The 20418-nt window shown below is 70.5% G+C and carries 20 protein-coding genes; 4 read left to right on the top strand and 16 right to left on the bottom strand.

Annotated features, from left to right (window positions below; genetic code table 11):
• The first annotated feature begins 23 nt into the window (after positions 1-23).
• Complete coding sequence (locus ACTOWY_RS05210) at positions 24-1361, top strand: helix-turn-helix domain-containing protein (protein WP_441308453.1); 1338 nt, start codon at positions 24-26, stop codon at positions 1359-1361.
• A 486-nt stretch (positions 1362-1847) separates the two neighbouring features.
• Complete coding sequence (locus ACTOWY_RS05205; RefSeq protein WP_441308452.1) at positions 1848-2639, top strand: response regulator; 792 nt, start codon at positions 1848-1850, stop codon at positions 2637-2639.
• 31 nt (positions 2640-2670) lie between these two features.
• Here ACTOWY_RS05205 and ACTOWY_RS05200 read toward each other — a convergent pair whose 3' ends face one another.
• The gene (locus tag ACTOWY_RS05200; protein ID WP_441308451.1) at positions 2671-3156 is read right to left on the bottom strand and encodes a GNAT family N-acetyltransferase; all 486 of its coding nucleotides are present in this window, start codon (positions 3154-3156) and stop codon (positions 2671-2673) included.
• Positions 3157-3307: 151 nt separating this feature from the next.
• Between ACTOWY_RS05200 and ACTOWY_RS05195 the strand changes: the two genes are divergently transcribed.
• The gene (locus ACTOWY_RS05195; RefSeq protein ID WP_185008359.1) at positions 3308-3928 is read left to right on the top strand and encodes an alpha/beta hydrolase; all 621 of its coding nucleotides are present in this window, start codon (positions 3308-3310) and stop codon (positions 3926-3928) included.
• Between the two features lie 9 nt (positions 3929-3937).
• Here the strand turns inward: ACTOWY_RS05195 and ACTOWY_RS05190 are convergent, their stop codons facing one another.
• Positions 3938-4321, bottom strand: coding sequence for a hypothetical protein (locus ACTOWY_RS05190; RefSeq protein WP_441308450.1), 384 nt, complete (start codon positions 4319-4321; stop codon positions 3938-3940).
• Between the two features lie 161 nt (positions 4322-4482).
• Between ACTOWY_RS05190 and ACTOWY_RS05185 the strand changes: the two genes are divergently transcribed.
• On the top strand, positions 4483-5151 hold the full coding sequence (locus tag ACTOWY_RS05185; protein ID WP_441308449.1) for a GmrSD restriction endonuclease domain-containing protein: 669 nt from the start codon (positions 4483-4485) through the stop codon (positions 5149-5151).
• An 81-nt stretch (positions 5152-5232) separates the two neighbouring features.
• On the opposite strand, the gene ACTOWY_RS05180 is transcribed toward ACTOWY_RS05185, so the two are convergent.
• The 14 genes from ACTOWY_RS05180 to uraD all read right to left on the bottom strand — a co-directional run bounded on the left by ACTOWY_RS05180 (position 5233) and on the right by uraD (position 20314).
• Positions 5233-6492, bottom strand: coding sequence for an MFS transporter (locus tag ACTOWY_RS05180; RefSeq protein ID WP_441308448.1), 1260 nt, complete (start codon positions 6490-6492; stop codon positions 5233-5235).
• 12 nt (positions 6493-6504) lie between these two features.
• Positions 6505-8502, bottom strand: a complete 1998-nt coding sequence (locus ACTOWY_RS05175; RefSeq protein ID WP_441308447.1) for a PEP/pyruvate-binding domain-containing protein — start codon at positions 8500-8502, stop codon at positions 6505-6507.
• A gap of 305 nt (positions 8503-8807) precedes the next feature.
• Entirely contained in the window at positions 8808-9371 is a 564-nt protein-coding gene (locus ACTOWY_RS05170) for a nucleotidyltransferase family protein (protein ID WP_441308446.1), read from the bottom strand.
• On the bottom strand, positions 9368-9796 hold the full coding sequence (locus ACTOWY_RS05165; RefSeq protein WP_246492695.1) for a DUF3592 domain-containing protein: 429 nt from the start codon (positions 9794-9796) through the stop codon (positions 9368-9370). Before ACTOWY_RS05165 ends, ACTOWY_RS05170 begins: the two co-directional genes overlap by 4 nt.
• Positions 9797-9881: 85 nt before the next feature.
• Complete coding sequence (gene alc, locus ACTOWY_RS05160) at positions 9882-11012, bottom strand: allantoicase (RefSeq protein WP_441308445.1); 1131 nt, start codon at positions 11010-11012, stop codon at positions 9882-9884.
• 3 nt (positions 11013-11015) lie between these two features.
• Positions 11016-12341 carry an allantoinase AllB gene (allB, locus tag ACTOWY_RS05155; RefSeq protein WP_441308444.1) on the bottom strand — a complete coding sequence of 442 codons (1326 nt, stop codon included), beginning with the start codon at positions 12339-12341 and terminating at the stop codon, positions 11016-11018.
• Positions 12342-12348: 7 nt separating this feature from the next.
• The gene (locus ACTOWY_RS05150; protein ID WP_441308443.1) at positions 12349-14580 is read right to left on the bottom strand and encodes a molybdopterin cofactor-binding domain-containing protein; all 2232 of its coding nucleotides are present in this window, start codon (positions 14578-14580) and stop codon (positions 12349-12351) included.
• Positions 14577-15944, bottom strand: coding sequence for an 8-oxoguanine deaminase (locus ACTOWY_RS05145; RefSeq protein ID WP_441308442.1), 1368 nt, complete (start codon positions 15942-15944; stop codon positions 14577-14579). Before ACTOWY_RS05145 ends, ACTOWY_RS05150 begins: the two co-directional genes overlap by 4 nt.
• Positions 15941-16414, bottom strand: coding sequence for a (2Fe-2S)-binding protein (locus tag ACTOWY_RS05140; RefSeq protein ID WP_441308441.1), 474 nt, complete (start codon positions 16412-16414; stop codon positions 15941-15943). The genes ACTOWY_RS05145 and ACTOWY_RS05140 overlap by 4 nt, the downstream gene beginning before the upstream one ends.
• Complete coding sequence (locus ACTOWY_RS05135; RefSeq protein ID WP_441308440.1) at positions 16405-17277, bottom strand: FAD binding domain-containing protein; 873 nt, start codon at positions 17275-17277, stop codon at positions 16405-16407. The genes ACTOWY_RS05140 and ACTOWY_RS05135 overlap by 10 nt, the downstream gene beginning before the upstream one ends.
• A complete protein-coding gene (locus tag ACTOWY_RS05130; protein WP_441308439.1) occupies positions 17255-18622 on the bottom strand; it encodes a nucleobase:cation symporter-2 family protein in 1368 nt (455 codons plus the stop codon). The genes ACTOWY_RS05135 and ACTOWY_RS05130 overlap by 23 nt, the downstream gene beginning before the upstream one ends.
• 3 nt (positions 18623-18625) lie before the next feature.
• A complete protein-coding gene (gene pucL / locus ACTOWY_RS05125) occupies positions 18626-19498 on the bottom strand; it encodes a factor-independent urate hydroxylase (protein ID WP_441308438.1) in 873 nt (290 codons plus the stop codon).
• A gap of 1 nt (position 19499) precedes the next feature.
• Complete coding sequence (uraH, locus tag ACTOWY_RS05120; protein ID WP_441308437.1) at positions 19500-19826, bottom strand: hydroxyisourate hydrolase; 327 nt, start codon at positions 19824-19826, stop codon at positions 19500-19502.
• A complete protein-coding gene (gene uraD, locus ACTOWY_RS05115) occupies positions 19823-20314 on the bottom strand; it encodes a 2-oxo-4-hydroxy-4-carboxy-5-ureidoimidazoline decarboxylase (RefSeq protein ID WP_441308436.1) in 492 nt (163 codons plus the stop codon). The genes uraH and uraD overlap by 4 nt, the downstream gene beginning before the upstream one ends.
• Between the last annotated feature and the right edge of the window lie 104 nt (positions 20315-20418).

The following is a 20418-nucleotide window of genomic DNA, read 5'->3' as shown; positions in this document are numbered from 1 at the left end:
GCCTCCTTGGGTAGCTTTCTGTCATGAGTTCTGTCGAGCGTGTCAGCACCGAGCGCGAGCTTCCGGCGTCGTTCGGCGAGCGTTTGCGGGCTCTGCGAACCGCGCGGGGGCTCACACAACGTGATCTCGCAGGTGAGGGGCTGTCCAGCAGTTACCTGTCTCGCCTGGAGTCCGGCCAGCGGATGCCGACGTCGAAGGTTGTCGAGCAGCTCGCGGCCCGGCTCGGAGTCTCGGCCGACTCCTTCGCGGGGCTGAACAACGGCGCCCGCACCGGTGGCGGCGCCTTCTTGGCCGGTGCGGTCCGGGTGTTCGACCACCTGCTCGCCGGCCGGACCGCGGCTGCGCTTGAGGTCCTTGACGACCTGCGTCCGCACCTGCGGGACCCGGACGCCCGCTGGCTGGTGGAGTACGCCGCGGCGGCCTGCGCCAGCAGGCTCGGCCGCACCAACGAGGTGTTCCAGCGCCTGTCGGACATCGAACCCATGTACCGCGGCCTGCCGGGCACGGCGAAGGCACTTGGGTCGATGCTCCAGGCCACCGCGGCCCGTGAGCTGGGCCGAAACCGGGAAGCGATCGAGCTCGGTCAGCGCGCCGTGGCCGAGGCCGACGCCCTTGAAGCCGAGAGCGACCTCGCCGCTGAACAGGTCATCCTGCTCCGCGTGCGCTCGCGCACCACGCTCGCCGCCGGTCTCACAGTGGCCGGGCGTCTCGAAGAAGTCTTCGAGACCAGCGAAGAGGCCATCAAGATGATCAAGCAGTACGAGCGGTCCGACGCCCAGGACTCTCGTACCTCTCATCTCACCGACGAGCTCAGCGTCGTCAGTCACTGGACCTACGCGGTGGCACTGGCCCGTCACGGTGAGGTCGAGGCGGCCGGCAGGCACCTGGCCGAGGCACTGGGCGCGGACAAGGATGTCATCGGGTTCGAGCTGTGGTGCCGGGTGCGGTTGGCTGTGGTTTCCCTGTTCCTGGAGGCCGGAGTTCCCAGCGAGAACCCGCCCGAGGTGTTGCTCAACGAGGTCGCCGCGGTGCGGCACGCCGCCAGGGGACAGCTCGACGCTCAGATCTTCACCCTGCGCGCTGAGCTCGCTCTGCGGGCCGGGGACATCGAGGCTGCTCTGGAGCATGCCCAGGCCGCACTCGAATCGGGCATGCTCGGCTCCGCCGACCGGATCCGCACCCTGATGACCGTGGTCAAGGTGAGTACCGACCTGGGGCTGGAGGAGAGGCGACTTTCCGCCCTTGACGAGCTGCTCGCGCACCTCGACACCGCCGATCCGGAGGAAGTCCGGCCCGCGTTGCTCAAGGAAGTCGCTGCGCTGTCCGTGCGGACCTTGCGCAACCACCACGGGCGGTCCTGACGTCCTGGACGTGACTGGCACGGCTGTCACCGCCGCGCGGACGTTTGCGCGCGCGGCGGTTCGGCACTTTCCACGCACAGTCATGTCTAACCCAAATGGGTGTCGACGCGGATCTGCATGCTGTGCCTCTGGTGAGTGTCGTAGCGGCCGTGGTGTTCACCCACGGTGGTTATGAGGCGAGGGTAAGAGTCCCATTCGTGCTGCGTCAACGTGACAGGCCGGGGTTCGCGGGGGTGTCAACTGGTTGGCAACCCCTCGATCGGGGGGTTTGGTGACTGTGGGTGGTGGGTGGGGTGGCCTGGCGGATCCCGACGAATGTCGGTTGTGACATCAACGGGTGATCTGAACGGGGCTGGTGGCGGTGGGTTGTTGACTAGTTAATTGACCATCAGTCAGGCGGTCGGTACCATGCTGTTGTCATCGTTTGTCAACTCGATGATCAGCATTTGCCAGTCATGACTGGGGCCGTCTGAGCAGGGGTGTGTCATGTCGCTGAGCCAGCGTCCAGGCGGGGTGCGACCGGGGAGCTTCGGCCAGTCCTCGCGTGATGGGGAACCGCGCGCGCAGGCAATCAAGGTGCTGGTCGTCGACCGGCACCCGATCGTCGCGGACGGGCTGCGCGCCTGCTTCGCCCAACACTCCGACATCGAGTTCGCCGGCGCGCTCCAGGACGCCGCGCACATCGTGGACGAGGTGACCGCCCGGCGTCCCGATGTCGTGCTGGTCGATCTCGACCTGGGGGAGGTGGACGGACTGGAGGTGGTCAAGGCGGTGCTGCGCACCCGGCTGCCGATCGTCGCCGTCGTCTTCTCCGACCAGCGTTCCCGGGTCGGCGCGGCCCTGCAGGCAGGCGCCATGGGCTTCGTGCTCAAGTGCGCCACCGGCGAGGAGATCGTCTCCGCGATCCGCCAGGCCCGCAGCGGTGTCACGTCGATGTCACCGCAGTTGTCACCGCTGACAGTCACACCGCTGCCGCGGGCCCAGATACGGTCCGTGTTGTCCGGTCGGGAACTGGACGTGCTGCGACTCGTGGCCGAAGGTCACACCAACGCCGAGATCGGCCGGCGGCTCTTCGTCGCCGAGACCACGGTCAAGACCCACCTGCAGCGGATCTTCGCCAAGCTGCACGTCAGCGACCGGGCCGCGGCCGTGGCCACCGCGCTGGCCACCGGCCTGCTGGTCGCCGGGCCGGACGGCTTCGGCGGGCAGGTCTACTCCTTCCGCCCGCACAACGTCGCGGTCATGCCGCTGCGGCAGCAGGCCGTCGGCGGTAACTGACCAGCGAGGTTCCCGACCACACGGGCCCGGCTCAGAACAGGGCGGGCACCGGGATGTGCAGCACGCCGGACTCCGCGCCGTCCAGCACGGCCAGACCGGCGCGCCGCGCGGCCCGGTGCAGGCCGGCGCGCTCGGGCAGGCACCACGCGCTGAGCAGGGTCAGCCCGCGTTCGCCCGCGGCGCTCACCAGGCCGCGCAGCAACGCCGAACCGACACCCCGGTGCTGCCACGCGTCCTCGACCAGCAGCGCGATCTCCGCGGTGCCGGGGGTCGGCATGAAGATCAGCTGACCCATGCCGACCACGTGGTCCCCGCGTGGATCGGGCCGCACCGCCAGCAACGCGGCGCCCCGGCGTGGCACCAGCAGCCGGGCCACCCAGCGCGGCGGGATGTGCGAGCCGTCGGCGTGGTAGCGGGAACGCAGGCTCGCGGGTGAACAGCGGGCGTGCATGGCCAGGGTCTCCGGCAGATCCGCGAAGGTCGCGGACCGCAGGCGCAACTCGCCGGGCATCTGCATGCGCCCAGCGTGGTCCTGCCGTGTTGCCGGTCCGGTTCACCGCTGTTGCGCCCAGGTGAGTCCTCTCCAGGGCAGTCGTTTGGCCGGAACTTCGGGCACACTGGTGTCGTTGAAGCAAACAGAACAGTTCTGTTTGAGGTGGGGGCGCCGAATGCGGTACCAGGTCGCTGTCGAGGGCGGGGCGATCGAGGTGGTGGTACACCGGCCGGTCTGGCTGGGGCCACTGCCCTGTTACCTGCACCTGCCCAGCGGATATGACAGCCAGGGCGAACTGTCCGATCTCGCCACCGAGGCGGGCTGCGCGATCGTCTCCGTCGAGCACCGGCTCGGCCGCGGGCTGCCCTTCCCGGTCGCTCTTGAGGACTGCTACTCGGCGCTGATGTGGTTGCTGGACAACGCCGCGCTGCTGGAACTGGACGCCACCCGGCTCGCCGTCGGCGGCGCGCGCGAGGGCGCGGACCTGGCCGCGGCACTGCCTTTACTGATCAAGGAACGTGGTGGCCCGGCGATCGGCCTGCAGATCCTGGAGCTGCCAACGCTGACCCCGGACCCGGCCGCCGACCTGGCCGGACTGCCGCCCGCGCTGATCGCGGTCGGCGAGGCGGACGCCGGCCGGGTGGCCGCGGAACGCTATGCCCGGCGACTCACCAAGGCCGGAGTGCCCAGCACCCTGCACCGGCTCGGCCCGGATTCCTTCGCGGCGCTGCCCTGGCGGATCGAACTGGCCCGCACCCTGCGGGCCGCGCACGTGGCGACCCGGCTGCCCGCCTAGGACAGGGACCTAGCGGACGCGGCGGTCCCTGGCGCAGGTCCACAGGCACAGGAACTGCATGCTGATGCCGACCGCGAGCACGATCGCCATGTCGAATGCCTCGGCGCTGGCCGCCAGCATCGCGAACGCGGCGACCAGTACCATGATCAGCGCGAGCGCCTGCGGCCGCAGGTTCCAGGAGCGGCGGCGGATGGGCGCGGACGGCGTGCGCAGGGCGCGCTCGGGCCGGGTGGCCGGGCGCGGCGGATGGGTGAACGGCACGGTCGGCACCCGCCGGGCGCGTTTCACCGGCTGCCACTGGAGTTCGACACGCACGCGCTGACGTTCCGGGCTGGGCGCGAGCAGGGCGGTACCGTCGTCGGGACCGCCGGGGCGGGGTGGCGCTGCGTTCACCGGACCGTCGTTTCCTCAATCACCCTGTGGTTGCGTCAACAAACGTTGTCGCATCGTTGCTTTTTCGGGTTGACTTTAGTGCCTTTGGTCTAGTTGTCGACCCCGAATGTTGGTACTTGACTCTCGAAAGTGCGCTAGGTCACGTTCGGATGGGGTGCGGAATGCGGCGTTGGTTCCTGGTCGCGCTGGCGGCGGGACTGGCATTCACAGCGGGTTGTACGGCCAAATCTCCGACCGGGGCGCCACCATCGGCGACCTCCTCGGCGCAGACCCAGCCCGGCGCGGCACCCGCCGACGTGGCGCGGGCCCGCACCGAGCTGGGCACGCTGAAGGTGATCGCCTGGGCGCCGATGAAGGGCTACACCCGGGAGCGCTTCAAGCATTGGACGGCCCAGGGCGAGTCCTGTGACACCCGGGAGTTCGTGCTGCGCCGCGAGGGCGAGGACGTCAAGACGGACAAGGCGTGCAAGGTCATCTCCGGCCGCTGGCGCAGTGTCTACGACGACAAGGTGGTCACCGGCCCCGGCGAACTCGACATCGACCACACCGTGCCGCTGGCCAACGCCTGGCGCACCGGCGCGGCCGACTGGACCGACGAACGCCGCTCCGAGTTCGCCAACGACACCCGCAACCCCCAACTGATCGCGGTAACGGCGGCAACCAACCGCTCCAAGGGCGACCAGGACCCCTCCCAATGGAAGCCCCCAGCCACGGGCGTGTGGTGCACCTACGCGGTGCACTGGATCAGGGTGAAGGCGGTCTACGCCCTGGGCGTCACCGAGGCGGAACGCGGCGCCCTGAAGGACATGCTGGGCCACTGTCCTAAGTAGACAACAGTGCTGGATACAGGAAAGCCGCGTTCGTCGCCCCTGCGCGACGAACGCGGCTTCCCCTGGCGCGAGCCCGGTCAGCTAGCTGCTGCCCGTTCCCGCGTTCAGGCGGCGGCGGGCCACCGGCACCAGCACGGCCAGTGCGGCCATGAGTGCCAGTGATCCCGCCGCGGAGTACAGGAGGAATTCGCCGAGTGCGCCCCGGTTGAGGAAGCCGCCGAGGATCAGGGCGACCACGGCGCAGACGGCGCGGTCGATGATGGACTCGATGGACAGCAGGGTGGCGCGGTAGGGCGTTTCCGGGATGGCGTCGTTGATGAGCTGGCGCTGGATCGGGAAGGAGAACCCGCCGGCCATGGCGAAGACGCAGAGCAGGGCGATGGTGCCGGGGATGCCGGCGAAGACGGTGCCCGCCAGGGTCAGCGCCATCACGATGGTGATCAGGAAGACGGCCTTGGTGTCGCTGAGGAAGCGGCGCAGGAAGCCGGGGCGCATGGAGCCCAGGGCCTCGAAGGCGGTCATCGCGGCGAGCACGGCGCCGTGGGAGATCACCGGGAGTTGTTTGTCCAGCAGGATGGGCTGGAACAGGTTGACCTGGCAGATGCGGACCAGGGTGAAGATGGCCACGCCCTGCACGATCAGCAGCTGGAGTACCGGAGCATCGCGCAGCACGGTGAGCGCGCGGCCCATGGTGGCCCACGGCGACAGCTTCGCCGGGTCTTCGGAGTCCACTGTGGACGGTGCGGGCGGCAGTGCGGGCAGGCGTAGCGCGATCAGCACGGCGATCGCGGAGCTGATCGCGGTGAGCCAGTACGGCGAGGGCGTGTTCCAGGCCATCAGCAGGCCGACCACCGGCCAGGCGGCGATCCGGCCGATGAGACTGTAGAACCGGGCGCTGCCCTCGGACTGCTTGTACGCCGCGCTGTCGCCGGTGCGCTGCAGATAGGTGTAGAGGTAGGCGCTGGTGGCCACGATGGTCAGCGAACGGGCCACCGCGATCAGCAGGAAGTGCGCCAGGAAACCCCAGTAGGCAGGGGCGGCGACCACCAGCAGGTTGGCGGCGGAGAGGATGGCCGCGCCTGCCAGCATCGAGTTCCGGTAGCCGAGCCGGTCGGAGATCATCCCGGTGGGCACGGCCAGCAGGCAGAACGCCACGTAGTAAATGCTCTGGATGCCCAGGATCTCCGCCGCGGACAGGCCGAACTGCTGTTGGTAGGCATAGAAGATCGGCGTCCACAGCAGCAGGGTGAAGAAGAACTGGAAGCCGATGGAGAGCCGGATGACCCGCTTGGCGGCGGGGGACACCGGCGTCTTCGACGGGCGCGAAACCAGGACTGGCATGGGTTTTCGCGCTCAGACCGAGTAGGGGCGGAGCTGGAGGATGTGCACGCGTTCGGCGCCGGCGACCCATTCGATGTCCACCGGCGCGGCGAAGGTGTAGTCCGGGGAGAAGTGCGACTGGAGCAGTCGCCCGGCCAGCGCGAGTTTCTGCAGCATGGCCTGGATGCCCGCGGACAGGTCTTGTTTTGCATCGCCAAGGGACAGCGTGCGGCCGCCGCCCTCCACCGTGCTGTACAGGTACTGCATCGGCAGGACCGTGCCGGAGACGACGTCGGTCACCTCCGGCGAGACGTTGATGTAGACGTTGCGGAAGTCGTTGCGCGCCATGGGGTTGGTCGTGACCAGCACGCCGCCGACCGGGGCGTCGACCTGCTCCTGCACGATCACGCCCATGTAGCAGTCGTCCAGCGAGATCCCGGCTTGCTGGCGCAGTCGCACGCTGCGCGGGGAGACCAGCGAGGCCCAGACCAGCTTGATGCTGTCGAAGATGGCCTCGGCGGTACTGACGTGGTTGACCGACTCGTAGATACCGGCGGCGGAGAAGCCGTCCAGGTCCTCGGCGTTGGAGGAGCTGCGGACCACGAAGGTGCGCACCCCGCCGAGCTGTTCGACGATGGCGGAGTCGATCTCCTGCCGGATGTCCGCGGGCATCCGCGCGGTGCGGATCAGCTTCTGCAGCGCCAGGCTGAGCGGTTCGGCCTCGGGCACGTCCAGTTCCAGGGCCATCTTCAGCTTGCCGATGGTCTGCTGGATGCGCGGGGAGGACTGCAGGAACCGCTGCTGCACGGCGAAGGGGATGGCGATGCCGCGCGGGATGCGCACGGTGTCCCGGAGGAACTGCCAGGCCGCGCCGGCCAGTTCGTCGTTCTCCGGCACGTCCAGGTTGCGGGCCAGGTAGCTGAGCAGGTTCGGCCGGGGCGGGCGCGGCACCTGGTAGAAGCCGAGCAGCCGGTCCGAGCCGTGGTCCAGGATGTGCCGCAGTTCGCCGAGGTTGGCCGCCTTGGTGCCGTAGCGGTGCCGGTCGGCGGCACGCAGCTTGTGCATGTCCAGGATCGGCGTGCGCTCGGTTTCCGGCTCCTCCAGGGTGATCTGCTGCGCGCGCCAGGCGGGCGGCGCAACCAGGTCGGCCGGGGCTTCGGTGGGGGACAACGAGATCTCGGTGCCGCCGGACTCGACGCGGTATTCCACCCACTGCCCGTCGAGCCGGCCCTCGGCGATGGTCTCCAGCACGCCGAGCTGGATGGCGTTGGGGATCTTCCAGCCGGAGGCGAGCACGTTGGTGTGCGACAACGGGGTGGTGTGCTGGGCGTTGATGATCCCGGCCAGGCGTGGGATGTCGTCGGGCACCCGGTCCATCACGATGATGTCGAACCACTCCAGGGTGTTCGCCGCGGCGGCGTAGTCCCTGTCCGTGGCGAAGGCGCGCAGGCGGCCGGTGGCGGTGCCCGGGTTCAGCGGCACGAACCGGGTGGAGGCGAACAGTTCGTGCGCGGTGACCCTGGGCAGTTCGGCGGGCGGGATGCTGTCCAGGAACCGTTCCTGGAGGTGGGTGGCCGGTTTGAACACCAGCGGCACCGAGGGGTCGACCCATTCCCGGACGAAGCCGTAGAAGAAGCGGATCATGTCCGCGGACATGGTGTCGACCTCGACGGTCTCCAGGGAGATGAACCGGCGCTCGGCGCCGCCCTCGTGCGCGGTTCGCTTGTGCAGGGCCAGGATGCCGAGGTAGAAGCGGCGGTCCGGGTCGTGGTAGACGCTGTCGTTGAACGAGTTGACGTTGGCGGCCAGCTCGTCGAAGTCCATGCCCAGGATGTCCAGGCCGACGTACTGGACGTGGAACTCGCGGTGGGCGTTGTTGATGAAGTGGATGACACCCAGTTCCCGGTCGACCACGAGCTTCACGAACGGCTGGCCGGCGAGCATCCCGGAGAGCTGGTCGAAAGCGGCTAGGGACAGCTTCTCGCCGATGATGGGGTGAACCAGGTCCGTCTCGGTCGGGGCCGCGTGCACGGGTCCTCGTCTTTCCGGGGGCGTCGGGGCATGCCGGGATCCGGCAGCGGAAACTGGGTGAACAGCGGGTGAAGCTAGCAGGTTCTGACAAACCGGTCAGGTCGGCCGAATGGCCGCGCGATCCGTCGATCGGGGGACCCGCGGATTCGTCACGGATTCCCGGCATTCGGGAAAGGGCAAGTGCTTTCCAGGGCGGCAACGGGGTTTGCCCGATGCGCGCTCCCAGGGGCTGGGAGGCCGATCATGGTCGGGGTTCGGTCGAGTCGCTGAGTGCCGTTGGCCACAGTGTGGCAGGCAACACCCGTTCAGCCCAACGGGTTCGGAGTGTCCACATCAGACCCTTCGGCCACGTCCTCGCATGCCACGGGTAGTGGCGGATGGGTTCTGAGGTATTCGCGGGCACCGGCATCGCCGATGGCCGTGGCGGCCGCGGCCGCCCAGTGCGCGCGGCCGAACAGCACCGGGTGCCCGCGGCGGCCGTGGAAGGTGGCGGCGGCCAGCGCGGTGGGCGAGGCGTGCGCGCGGACCCGGCGGACGGCTTCGGCGGTGAGACCGGGCATGTCGACGGGCAGCACGATCACCGCGTCGAGGTCCGCGGGCAGCGCGGCGAGTCCGGCGCGCAGCGAGGAGCCCATGCCGGTGGGCCAGTCCGGGTTGTGCACCGGGGTGACGTCGAGGAGGTTGGCGGTGGCCAGGACCTCGTCGGCGGCCGCGCCGAGCACGGCGTAGACGGGGGTGCAGCCGCCGTCGAGCAGCACGGTGGTGGCCAGGTCGAGGAAGAGCACGCCGTCCCGCCGGGCCAGGGCCTTGGGACCGCCGTAGCGGCGGCCGGCCCCGGCGGCGAGCACGAGTCCCGCGACCCGGCTCACGTGGTGCGTTCGGCCAGGTAGAGCATGAAGGCCAGCCAGGCCAGCAGCACGGTGGCGCCGACCAGCAGCGCGCCCACCGAGACCGAGCGGGCCGAGACGGCGCGCTCGGGGCTCTCCGGCAGGTAGAGCACCTGGACCGATTCGCCGACGCTGTGGTCGCCGCGGATCTCGGTGACGTGCTGCTCGCCGCGGCTGTCCTGGTAGGCGACCGTGGCGTAGTGCTCGACCCGTGTCACCCATTCGGGGCCCACGCCGGGGTTGCGGTCCTCGTACAGCTGGGTGCGGCTGCTCAGCACGGTGGCGGCGGTGTTCACGCCCTGGGTCCGCCAGTGCAGGGTGCGTAGCAGCAGCACCGCCAGCACGATGCTGACCAGCAGGATCAGGGCGCCAGGCAGCCACTCCCAGTGCAGTTCGCCCGGTGTCATGCTTGGCAGCATCGTCGCGGTCGCCGCGCTGGTCAACGGCGTGTGATGACTCCGTGACGGGTTGCATGCCAAGGCGGAATATTTGTCACTCCGGTGCCGGGAAGGTGTCCCGGCCCAGTTCGCGCAGGACAGCGGGCAGCTGGGTGGCCGGGCGGACGTGCAGCAACGCGATGGCGTCGTTCTCAGCCAGGCCGTGTGCCTGGAGGACCGCCTTGGCCTCGCTGCCGGAGAGCGCGTTGAACCAGCGCAGCGCCAGGTCGTGCCGGCCGGCGGTGGTGAGCGGGCCGTAGACGCGCAGCCTGCCGATGCCGCCGTCGGGGTGGATGTCCAGGCGGATCTCGGTGACCGGGCGGGGCTCGGGGACGGGGAATCGGTGGCCGGTGTCGGGTAGCAGCGGGGTGTTCGGCAGCAGCGGCGCCCAGTCGGTGCCGGGGGTGCGGCCCCACACGGTGGCGCCGGCCGGTGAGTTGCCCTTGTAGTGCAGGGTGCTCACCTCGATCACCCGGGGGATGGCCTCGGCGGTCAGCCGGAGCACCGCCCAGTCGTTGCCGTCGCCGCGGCGGCGGGCGGTTTCCCAGCCGTCGCTCATGTATTTGGACTCGCCGGGCTGGAGCATGTTGTCCGGCGGGGAGAAGAAGCCGTCGCTGGCCTGCACGGCGCGGCCGCCGTTGGCGGTGGCGGCCAGGTCCAGGGGCACGCCGATGAGGTCGCGCGGGTCGGGCAGGGGTTCGCCGTGCACGCGCAGCCGGGCCACGCCGCCGTCGGGGTGGATGGTCAGCCGGATGTGCGTGATCCGTAAGGAGGTCTCGACACCGAACTCGTTCTGGGTGTGGCCCCGCAACGGGCTGCGCGGCACGAGTTCGATCCAGTCGGCGGCGTCGAGGTCGGCCTCGGTGGGGTAGCCGGCCAGGGCGGCGCCGTGCACGGTGGCCTGTTCCGGGTAGTTGCCCTTGAAGAAACTGGTGTCCACCACGATTGCGCGCGGGATGCCGGGCACGCCGAGCCGGACGATCACCCAGTCCTGGCCGGGCACACCGCGGCGGCGGCGGGTTTCCCAGCCGTCGTACTCCTGGCCCTTGGGGGTGAAGGTGTGCGGGCGGAACACCGGCGGCCCCGGCTTGATCAGGTTCTCCTTCTCGGCGAAGAACTCGTCGTTGGCGGCCAGCACCGAGCCGCCCAGGTTGCGGGCGGCCAGATCGGGCAGAGCGGTGTCCATGGTTCAGCCTCCGTCGCGCCGCAGCAGTGCTCCGTGTGGTCGCGGGCCGATGGTGTTGCCGCGCAACCAGGTCTGGCGGACCACCCCGGTCAGCTCCCGTCCCGCGTACGGGGTGATCGGGTGCCGGTGGTGTAGTTCGCCCGGACTCACAGTGAACCGTTCGTCGGCGGCGAAGGCGAGGAGATCGGCGTCACAGCCGACCGCGATCCGGCCCTTGCGGGTCAGTCCGGCCAGTGCGGCGGGGCGTGCGGACATCCAGGCGACTACCTGGGACAGCGGCACGCCGCGGGCCTGGGCGGCCGTCCACAGCACGGGCAGGCCGAGCTGGAGGGAGGACACGCCGCCCCAGGCGATGCCGAAGTCGCCGTCTCCCTTGAACTTCTCCGCCGGGGTGCTGGGGGAGTGGTCCGACACCACGCAGTCCAGGGTGCCCTCGGCGAGTCCCTGCCAGAGCAGGTCCTGGTTGGCGGCCTCGCGGATGGGCGGGCAGCATTTGAACTCGGTGGCGCCCTCGGGCACGGTTTCGGCGGTGAGGGTGAGGTAGTGCGGGCAGGTCTCGGCGGTCAGCCGGACCCCCGCCGCCTTGGCTTCGGCCACAATGGACAGTGCCTCGGCCGAGGACAGGTGCAGCACATGGGCTTTGGCCTGAGCCCCGGCGGCCAGGGCGGCCAGGTGGGCGACGGCGGTGTTCTCCACGCTGCTCGGGCGGGAGGCCAGGAAGTCCGCGTACCGCCTGCCCGCGGCGATGGGTGCGGCGGCGAGTTCTTCGCTGTCCTCGGCGTGCACGATGAGCAGTGCGTCCAGTTCGGCCAGTTGGCGCAGGGTCTGGTCGATCTCTGGCCAGGACAGGGGTGGGAACTCGGGCACGCCGGAGTCGACGGTGAAGCATTTGAAGCCGAAGACGCCCTCGGCGTGCAGGGCGGGCAGTTCGTGCAGTTTGCCGGGGATCGCGCCGCCCCAGAAGCCGACGTCGACGAAGCACCGGCCTTCGGCGGCTTGGCGTTTGAGGTTGAGGGCGTCGACATCGACGGTGGGCGGCAGGGAGTTGAGCGGCATGTCGATGATGGTGGTGACGCCCCCGGCCGCGGCCGCGGCGGTCGCGGTGGCGAAGCCCTCCCATTCGGTGCGGCCGGGTTCGTTGACGTGCACGTGCGTGTCGACCAGGCCGGGCAGCAGGGCCACCGCACCGAGGTCGGTGTCAGTGTGCGCGGGCAGCTCGGCGTCGTAGGTGGCGACCGCCGCGATCCGTCCATTGTGGACGGCCACGGCGGCGGGTTGTTCGCCGGTGGGCAGGAATACCCGCTCGGAGCGCAGGACGAGGTCGTACATCGGTCTCCTACGTGCCGGTCAGGTGTTCGGGGCGGACGGGGACGCGGTCCAGGTCGAGGCCGCTGGCGGCGCGGATGGCGGCGGCGATGGCCGGGGTGACCGAGATGGTCGGGGGTTCGCCGACGCCGCGCAGGCCGTAGGGCGCGTTCGGGTCGGCGAGTTCGAGCACGTCGATCACCATCGGCGGCATGTCCAGGATGGTGGGGATGAGATAGTCGGTGAAGGAGGGGTTGCGGATCAGGCCGTCCCGGAGCTGGATCTCCTCCATCACGGCCAGGCCGAGGCCCTGCGCGCTGCCGCCCTGGATCTGGCCGAGCACCGCCTCCGGGTTCAGCGCCTTGCCCACGTCCTGGGCGCAGGCCAGTTCGACCACCTTGACCAGGCCCAGTTCCAGGTCCACGTCCACCACCGCCCGGTGTGCGGCGAAGGCGTACTGCACGTGCGCGTTTCCCTGTCCGCTCAACGGGTCCAGGGTTTCGGTCGGCCGGTGCCGCCACTCCACGGTCTCCTCGATCACCGTGTCCCCGAGCACCGAGACGAGTTCCTCGGGGCTCAATGGCCAGCGATTCCCGCTCAGGGCAAGGAGTTTCGCGCGGACGGCCTCGCAGGCGGCCTTGGTCGCGCCGCCGGTGACGTAGCTCTGCCGGGAGGCCGAGGTGGAACCCGCGCTGCCGATGGAGGTGTCCGCGGGGGCGATGGTGACCTGTTGCACGCCGAGTTCGGTGCGGGCGATCTGGCCGAGCAGGGTGACCAGGCCCTGGCCGACCTCGGCGGCCGCGGTGTGCACCAGCGCCACCGGTTCGCCGCCGATGACGGAGAGCCGGACCTTGGCGGTGGAGTAGTCGTCGAATCCCTCGGAGAAGCAGACGTTCTTGACCCCGACGCCGTAGCCGACGCCGCGCCGCACGCCTTCGCCGTGGGTGGTGTTGGCCGCGCCGCCGGGCAGTTCCAGGATGTCCCGCGCACCGTCCACTGTGGGCAGTGGCTTGGCTTTGACCAGGCGGAGCAGTTCGGCGACCGGAGCGGCGGAATCGATGACCTGGCCGGTGGGCATCACGCTGCCCTCGGCGACCGCGTTGCGGATGCGCAGTTCCACCGGGTCCATGTCCAGGGCGGCGGCGAGTTTGTCCATCTGGGACTCGTAGCCGAAACAGGCCTGCACCGCGCCGAAACCACGCATCGCGCCGCAGGGTGGGTTGTTGGTGTAGACGCCGTAACCGTCCAGCACCACGTTGGGCACCTCGTACGGGCCGACGCCCAGGGTCGTGGCGTTGGCCACCACGGCGGCGGTGGTGGAGGCGTAGGCGCCGCCGTCCAGGTAGAGCCTGGCCTTGACGTAGACCAGTGTCCCGTCCTTGGTCGCGCCGTGCTCGTAGTGCATCCGGGCCGGGTGCCGGTGCACGTGCCCGAAGAAGCTCTCCTCGCGGCTGTACACCATTTTCACCGGGCGGCCGGTGTGCAGGGCGAGCAGGCAGGCGTGCACCTGCATGGACAGGTCCTCGCGGGCGCCGAACGCGCCGCCCACCCCGGCCAGGGTGATCCGCACCTGATCCGTTGGCAGGCCAAGGGCTAGGGCGACCTGGCCCTGGTCCACGTGCAGCCACTGGGTGGCCACGTACAGCTCGACCCCGCCGTCCTTGGCCGGTACCGCGAGACCGGACTCGGGACCTAGGAACGCCTGGTCCTGCATGCCGACGTGGTACACCCCGGACACCACGACCTCGGCGGTGGCGTCCGGGTCACCGCGCCGGATGGGCACGTGCCGGACCAGGTTCCCGTTGTCGTGCAACGGGTTGCGCTGGGGTTCGTGCGCGGCCAGCTCGCTGTCGATGACCGGTTCCAGTACCTCGTAGCCGACCGCGATCCGTTCCATGGCGCGGCGGGCGGTCTCCGGGTGGTCGGCGGCCACGATGGCGATCGCCTCGCCCTGGTAACGGATCCGGTCCACCGCGAGCACCGGCTGGTCCACGTGTTCCAGTCCGAAAGCGTTGCGGCCGGGCACATCGGTGTGGGTGAGCACCGCGTGCACGCCGGGCACGGCGAGTGCGGCGGCGATGTCCAGGCTGGTGATCCGGGCGTGCGCGTGCGGACTGCGCAGGGTGGCGCCCCAGAGCATGTCCGCGGCCCACAGGTCCGAGGAGTAGGCGAACTCGCCCTTGACCTTCAGGTTGCCGTCGGGCCGCGGCGGGCTCTGGCCGATGCCGCCGGTGACCGTGCCGCGGACCTCGCTGGTGGTCACTGGGTCACCTCCAGTCTGGCCTGCAAGCGACGGCTGGCCGAGCGCAGATCCCCGGCGAGTTCGGCCTCGCCCGCGGTGCGCAGTTCGCCGTCGACCACCACACTGCGGCCGCCGACGAGCAGCCGGGCCAGCGGTGGCACCGAGGCGAACACCAGTGCGGCAACGGGATCGGCGATGCCGGCGTGGCCCAGCCCGTCGATCCGCCACACCGCCAGGTCGGCCAGCTTGCCCACCTCGATCGAGCCGATCTCGTTCTCCCGGCCGAGGCAGCGCGCCCCGCCCATGGTGCCCAGGTACAGCGACTGGCGGGCGGTCAGCGCGTCCGGGCCGCCGCGCAGCCGGGCCAGGTAGAGCGCCTGGCGCAGTTCGTCGCCGAGGCCGCCGCCCTCGTTGGAGGCCGCGCCGTCCGCGCCGAGGCCGACCGGCACGCCGACACCGAGCAGGTCGGTGACCCGGCAGGTGCCCGCGCCGACCCTGGCGTTGGAGCTGGGGCAGTGCGCGACCCCGGTGCCGGTGGCGGCGAGCCGGGCGATCTCCTTGTCGGAGAAGTGGATGCCGTGCGCGAACCACACGTCCTCGCCGAGCCAGCCGAGCGAGTCGGCGTACTCCAGTGGCGTGCACCCCAGCTCCGCCAGGCACTTCTGTTCTTCCTCGACGGTCTCGGCGAGGTGGGTGTGCAGCCGGACGCCCTTGTCCCTGGCCAGTTCCGCGGCCTCGCGCATCAGCCGCTCGCTCACCGAGAACGGCGAGCAGGGGCCGACCGCGATCCGGATCTGGGCGTCGAAGGAGGTGTCGTGGTGGGTGTCGATGGCGGCCTCGGTGGCCTCCAGGGCGGCGTCGGTGTCCTCCACGATGTGGTCCGGCGGCAGCCCACCCTGCGATTCGCCGCGGTCCATCGAGCCGCGCACCGCGTGCAGCCGCACGCCGATCCGGCGGGCCGCGGAGATCACCGCGTCCAGCTGGTCGCCGCCGGTGCGCGGGTAGACGTAGTGGTGGTCGGCGGCGGTGGTGCAGCCGGTGCGGGCCAGCCAGGCCAGTCCGGCGCTGGCCGCGGCGTGCGTGACCGAGGCATCTAGGCGGGCCCAGATCGGGTACAGCTCGACCAGCCAGCCGAACAGGTTCTCCTCCTGGGCGATGCCCCTGGTGGCCCACTGGTAGAGGTGGTGGTGGGTGTTGACCAGGCCGGGGGTGACCAGGCAGCCGTGCGCGTCGATGTACTCGGTGGTGTGCTCGGCCAGTGGCGCCGGGCCGGGGCCGACCGCGGTGATGATCCCGTGCTCCACCACCACATGCCCGTTGGCGTACTCGGTGCCCGCACTGTCCACAGTGGACACGGCGGCGTTGTCGATCACGATACGGCTCATCGGGCTTCCTCCCGCCGGGTCGCGGCCAGCCGCACCGCGTCCAGGATCTTCTCGTAGCCGGTGCAGCGGCACAGGTTCCCGGCCAGTGCCTCGCGGATCTCCGGATCGGTCGGTTTTGTGTTGCGCCGCACCAGGTCGTGCGTGGCCACGATCAGCCCGGGGGTGCAGAACCCGCACTGCACCGCGCCCGCCTCCACGAACGCCTGCTGCACCGGATCCAGGTCCTCGCCGGTGGCCAGGCCCTCCACGGTGCGCACCGCGCGGCCCTCGGCCTGCCCGGCCGCGACCAGGCAGGCACACACCGGGGTGTCGTCCAGGTACACCGTGCAGGAGCCGCATTCGCCTTGTTCACAGGCGTTCTTGGAGCCGGGCAGGCCGAGGCGCTCGCGCAGCACGTAGAGCAGGCTCTCGCCCGGCCACACGTCGTCGGCCTGCCGCGGCTCCCCGTTGACGGTGAGGTTCACGCGCATCGTGACCACCTTCCGGAGCGATAGTCCTGCCAGGTCCAGGCCAGCGTGCGGCGGGCGAGCACGGCCAGGGCGTGCCGCCGGTAGGCCGCGCTGCCGCGGACATCGTCGATGGGGGCGGCCGCGGCCGCGACCAGTTCGCCGAAGCGGATGAGCAGGCTTTCCGGCAACGGTGCCGGGCTCTCCCAGTTCAGTTCGCCCGCCATCAGCGCCTCGGCCTCGGGGGCGCGGCGAGGGGTGGGCGCGGCCGAGCCGATGCCGGTGCCGACCGTGCCCCGTTCCGGGTGCAGGGCCAGCGCGAAGGAGCAGACCGCGATCACCATCGCGTTACGGGTGCCGACCTTGGAGAACTGTTGCGGCCCACCGGCTACTGGCAGCCGGACCGCGCGGATCAGCTCGTCGGGAGCCAGCGCGCTGCGTTTGACGCCGAGGAAGAACTCGGAGATCGGGATGGTCCGGGCGCCGCGCACCGAGGCCACCTCGACCACCGCGTCCGCGGCCAGCAGCGGCGGGTGCGCGTCCCCGGCGGGCGAGGCCGAGCCGAGGTTGCCGCCGACCGTGCCCCGGTTGCGGATCTGCGGTGAGCCCACCGTGCGCGAGGCCATCGCCAGTCCGGGCAGCCGCTCGCCGAGTTCGGTGATGATCCGCTGGTAGGGCACTGCCGCGCCCAGCCAGATCGAACCGTCCACTTCGGACCATTCGGTCAGCTCGGTGATCCGGCCCAGGTCGAGCAGCACCGGCGGGCGGCGGCGATCGAAGTTCAGCTCGACCATCAGGTCGGTGCCGCCCGCGATCGGCGCCGCCGCCGGGTGTGCTGCCTTGAGCGACAAGGCTTCCGGCCAGCTAGCCGGTCGGCGGAACTCCATCCACCGCCTCCTCCCGCGCCGGTTCGCGCCGGACGCCGTGGTTGAACAACAGGTTGAGCAGGACCGCCGCCAGGCAACCGGCGCTGATGCCGGACTGCATGACGGTCTTGAACCAGACCGGGAACGCCTCATAGATCCCGGGCACGCCGACCGGGATCAGCCCGATGCCAAGGGACACCGCGACCACGGTGAGATTGTTGTTGCCGCTGAAGGAGACCCGGGACAGCGTACGGACCCCGCCCGCGGCCACCGTGCCGAACATGGCCACACCCGCGCCGCCGAGCACCGGCAACGGGATCGCGGCCACCACCGCGCCGAGTGCGGGCACCAGGCCGAGCAGCACCAGGATGCCGCCCGCGGTGGCCACCACCCACCGGCTGCGCACCCCGGTCAGCGCGACCAGGCCGATGTTCTGCCCGAAAGCGGTGTACGGGAAGGTGTTCAGCACGCCACCGAGCACAGTGGACGCTCCGTCGGCGCGTAGCCCGTCGGCCAGGGTGCGCCGGTCCACCGGCTTGTCCACCAATTCGCCGATGGCCACGATGCTGCCGCTGGTCTCGATCATGGTCACCGCCATCACGATCAGCATCGCGGTGATCGCGGACAGCTCGAAGGTGGGCAGTCCGAAGTGGAACGGGGTGCTGATGCCCAGCAGCGGCGCCTGGGTGACGCCGGAGAAGTCGGTGTAGCCCAACGGGATCGCCACCAGGGTGCCGGCCACGATGCCGAGCAGCACCGCGATCCGGGACCACAGGCCGGGCAGGAACCGTTGCGCGGCCAGGATCACCAGCAGCACGCCGAGTGCGAGGCCCAGGTTGCGCGGCGCGGCGAAGTCCGGCGAGCCCACGCCACCGGCGGCCCAGTTGACCGCGACCGGCAGCAGGGACAGCCCGATCACCAGGATCACCGTGCCGGTGACCACCGGCGGGAAGAACCGCAGCAACCGGCTGAACCAGGGCGCGGCCAGGGTCATGGCCAGCCCGGCCACGATCACCGCCCCGTAGATCGCGGGCAGGCCGCCGCCCTGGGTGCCGATCAGCACCATCGGGCTGACCGCGGCGAAGGTGCAGCCCTGCATCAGCGGCAGCCGCACCCCGAACCGCCACACCCCGACGCACTGGATCAGGGTGGCGATGCCGCAGACCAGCAGGTCGGCGTTGATCAGGTAGGCGATGTCGGCGGCGGGCAGCTTCATCGCCCCGCCCACGATCAGCGGGACGGCGACCGCGCCCGCGTACATCGCCAGCACGTGTTGCAGCCCGAAGGCGAGCAGTCGCCCGGCGGGCAGAACCTCATCGACGGGGTGCGCCGGGCTCCCCGCGGTGCTTCTGGTGCGGAATGGCATGGCTCACCATGCCTCACCCGGTGGCGGCGCGTCCTCCCGCAGCGCCGAACCCTCGATCAGCCCGTAGGGCCGGTCCGCGGCGAAGAACACCTCACCGGGGTTGTCCAGCCCAAAGGGCGACAGATCGACCAGGAAGTGGTGCTTGTTCGGGAGGGCCAGCCGGATCTCCACCACGTCCGGCGCCTCGGTGAGCACCCGGGAGCCCATCGCGTGCAGGGTCTGCTGCAGGGAGAGGCTGTGCGTGTCGGCGAAGGCGGCCAGCAGCGCGGCCCTGGCCCGCCGGTGTGACTCGCCCCAGTCCCGCTCACCCGCGTCGCGGTGCCGCCAGTCGGCGGTGACCGCGGTGGCCAGGATGCGGTCCTTGGCCTCGGGCAGGGTGGTGTACTCGTCCTTGGCGTAGCCCCAGAACTCCGAGCCGGTGGAGTTGAGCACAGTGAGTTCGGCCAGGCCGGAGACCACCCAGGCGGTGCTGCCGTCGTAGGTGATGGTGGCGGTGCGGGTGCCGTCGCCGGTGCGGTGGAAGGAGTGCGAGGCGGGCTGACCGTCCACAGTGGTCCGCTGCCAGCCGTACCGCTCGATCCGCACCCTGGCCCGGTGGATGGCGGGCTGGGAGTCCACGAAGTGCCGGGCCAGCCGCAGCCCGAAGTCCTCGATCTCGCCGATCCCGTCGCGGGCGAAGGCGTAGACGGTGTTCTTCTGGCTGTCGGTGGGCAGCACCTTGGCGTTGTCACCGGTCAGGTGGGTGTCCGCGAGGTCGCCGGAGAGGGCCACGCTCACATTCAGATCGGTGATGCGGTGCTCGGCGGCGTCCCGGTCGATCCGGACCAGGCGGACCTCGGCCTTGCCGTACTGGTTGGGGCCCAGCACGATGCCCATCTCAGCTCCCCCGATAGGTCGAGTAGGCGAACGGGCTCAGCAGCAGCGGCACGTGGTGGTGCGCCTCGGTGTCGGCGACCAGGAAGGTGACCACCACCTCCGGGTAGAACACCGGCCGGCCGGTCGCGGCCAGGTAGGCGCCGGTGTGGAAGACCAGCCGGTGCGTGCCCTCGGCCACCGGCAGGTCCTTGAGCCTGCCGTCCTCGTCGGTGACGCCCTCGGCTACCTGGGTCCAGACCGCCTCGACCAGGTGTTCCAGGTGCACCCGGACCCCGGCGGCCGGGCGGCCCAGCGCCGCGTCCAGCACGTGCGTGGAGATCGCCATCAACCCACCATCTTGTTCAGTCGCAGCCGCACGATCCCGGCCAGTTCGGCCTTGACCACCTCGCGTTCGGCGTAGGGCTCGTTGCCCAGCCGGTGCCGCAGCGCGGAGAGGATCTCGCCTGCCGACTTGCCGGTCGCGCAGATCAGGAAGACGTGCCCGAACCTGGCCTCATAGCGCTGGTTGCCCTCCAGCAGCTGCCGCTGCACATCGGCCGCGACCGTCTTGGCCGCGGCCTGCTCGCCCCGGGACCAGCGGGCCTCCTGGCTGTCCCCACCGGCGCGCTGGCCGATCCGCGGGTGCGCGTCCAGGGCCTGCCGGAGCTGGGTCCAGTCGAGGGATTTGAGCGCGTCGGCCGAGGCGGTCTGCAGCGCGCGCAGGTCCCGGTAGGGGCGCCCGGCCAGCACCCGGCGCACCCACACCGGACTGGCGCAGCAGGCGCGCAGCCCTTCGGCGGCCCTGGACTCGGGCAGCTTGTTGAACTCCTCCAGCAACTCCCGGACCCCCGTAACACGGTGCTCACCAGGTGGTGTCGGCCAGTACACCCAGGTTGGCCCGGCTTCGACTAGGTATGAGAAGCATGAAAACGCCGTCTTGT

Source organism: Crossiella sp. CA198, assembly GCF_052078295.1.
Taxonomy (GTDB): Bacteria; Actinomycetota; Actinomycetes; order Mycobacteriales; family Pseudonocardiaceae; genus Crossiella.
Note: the sequence above shows the minus strand (reverse complement) of the source record. Positions and strands in the feature narration are given on the sequence as shown.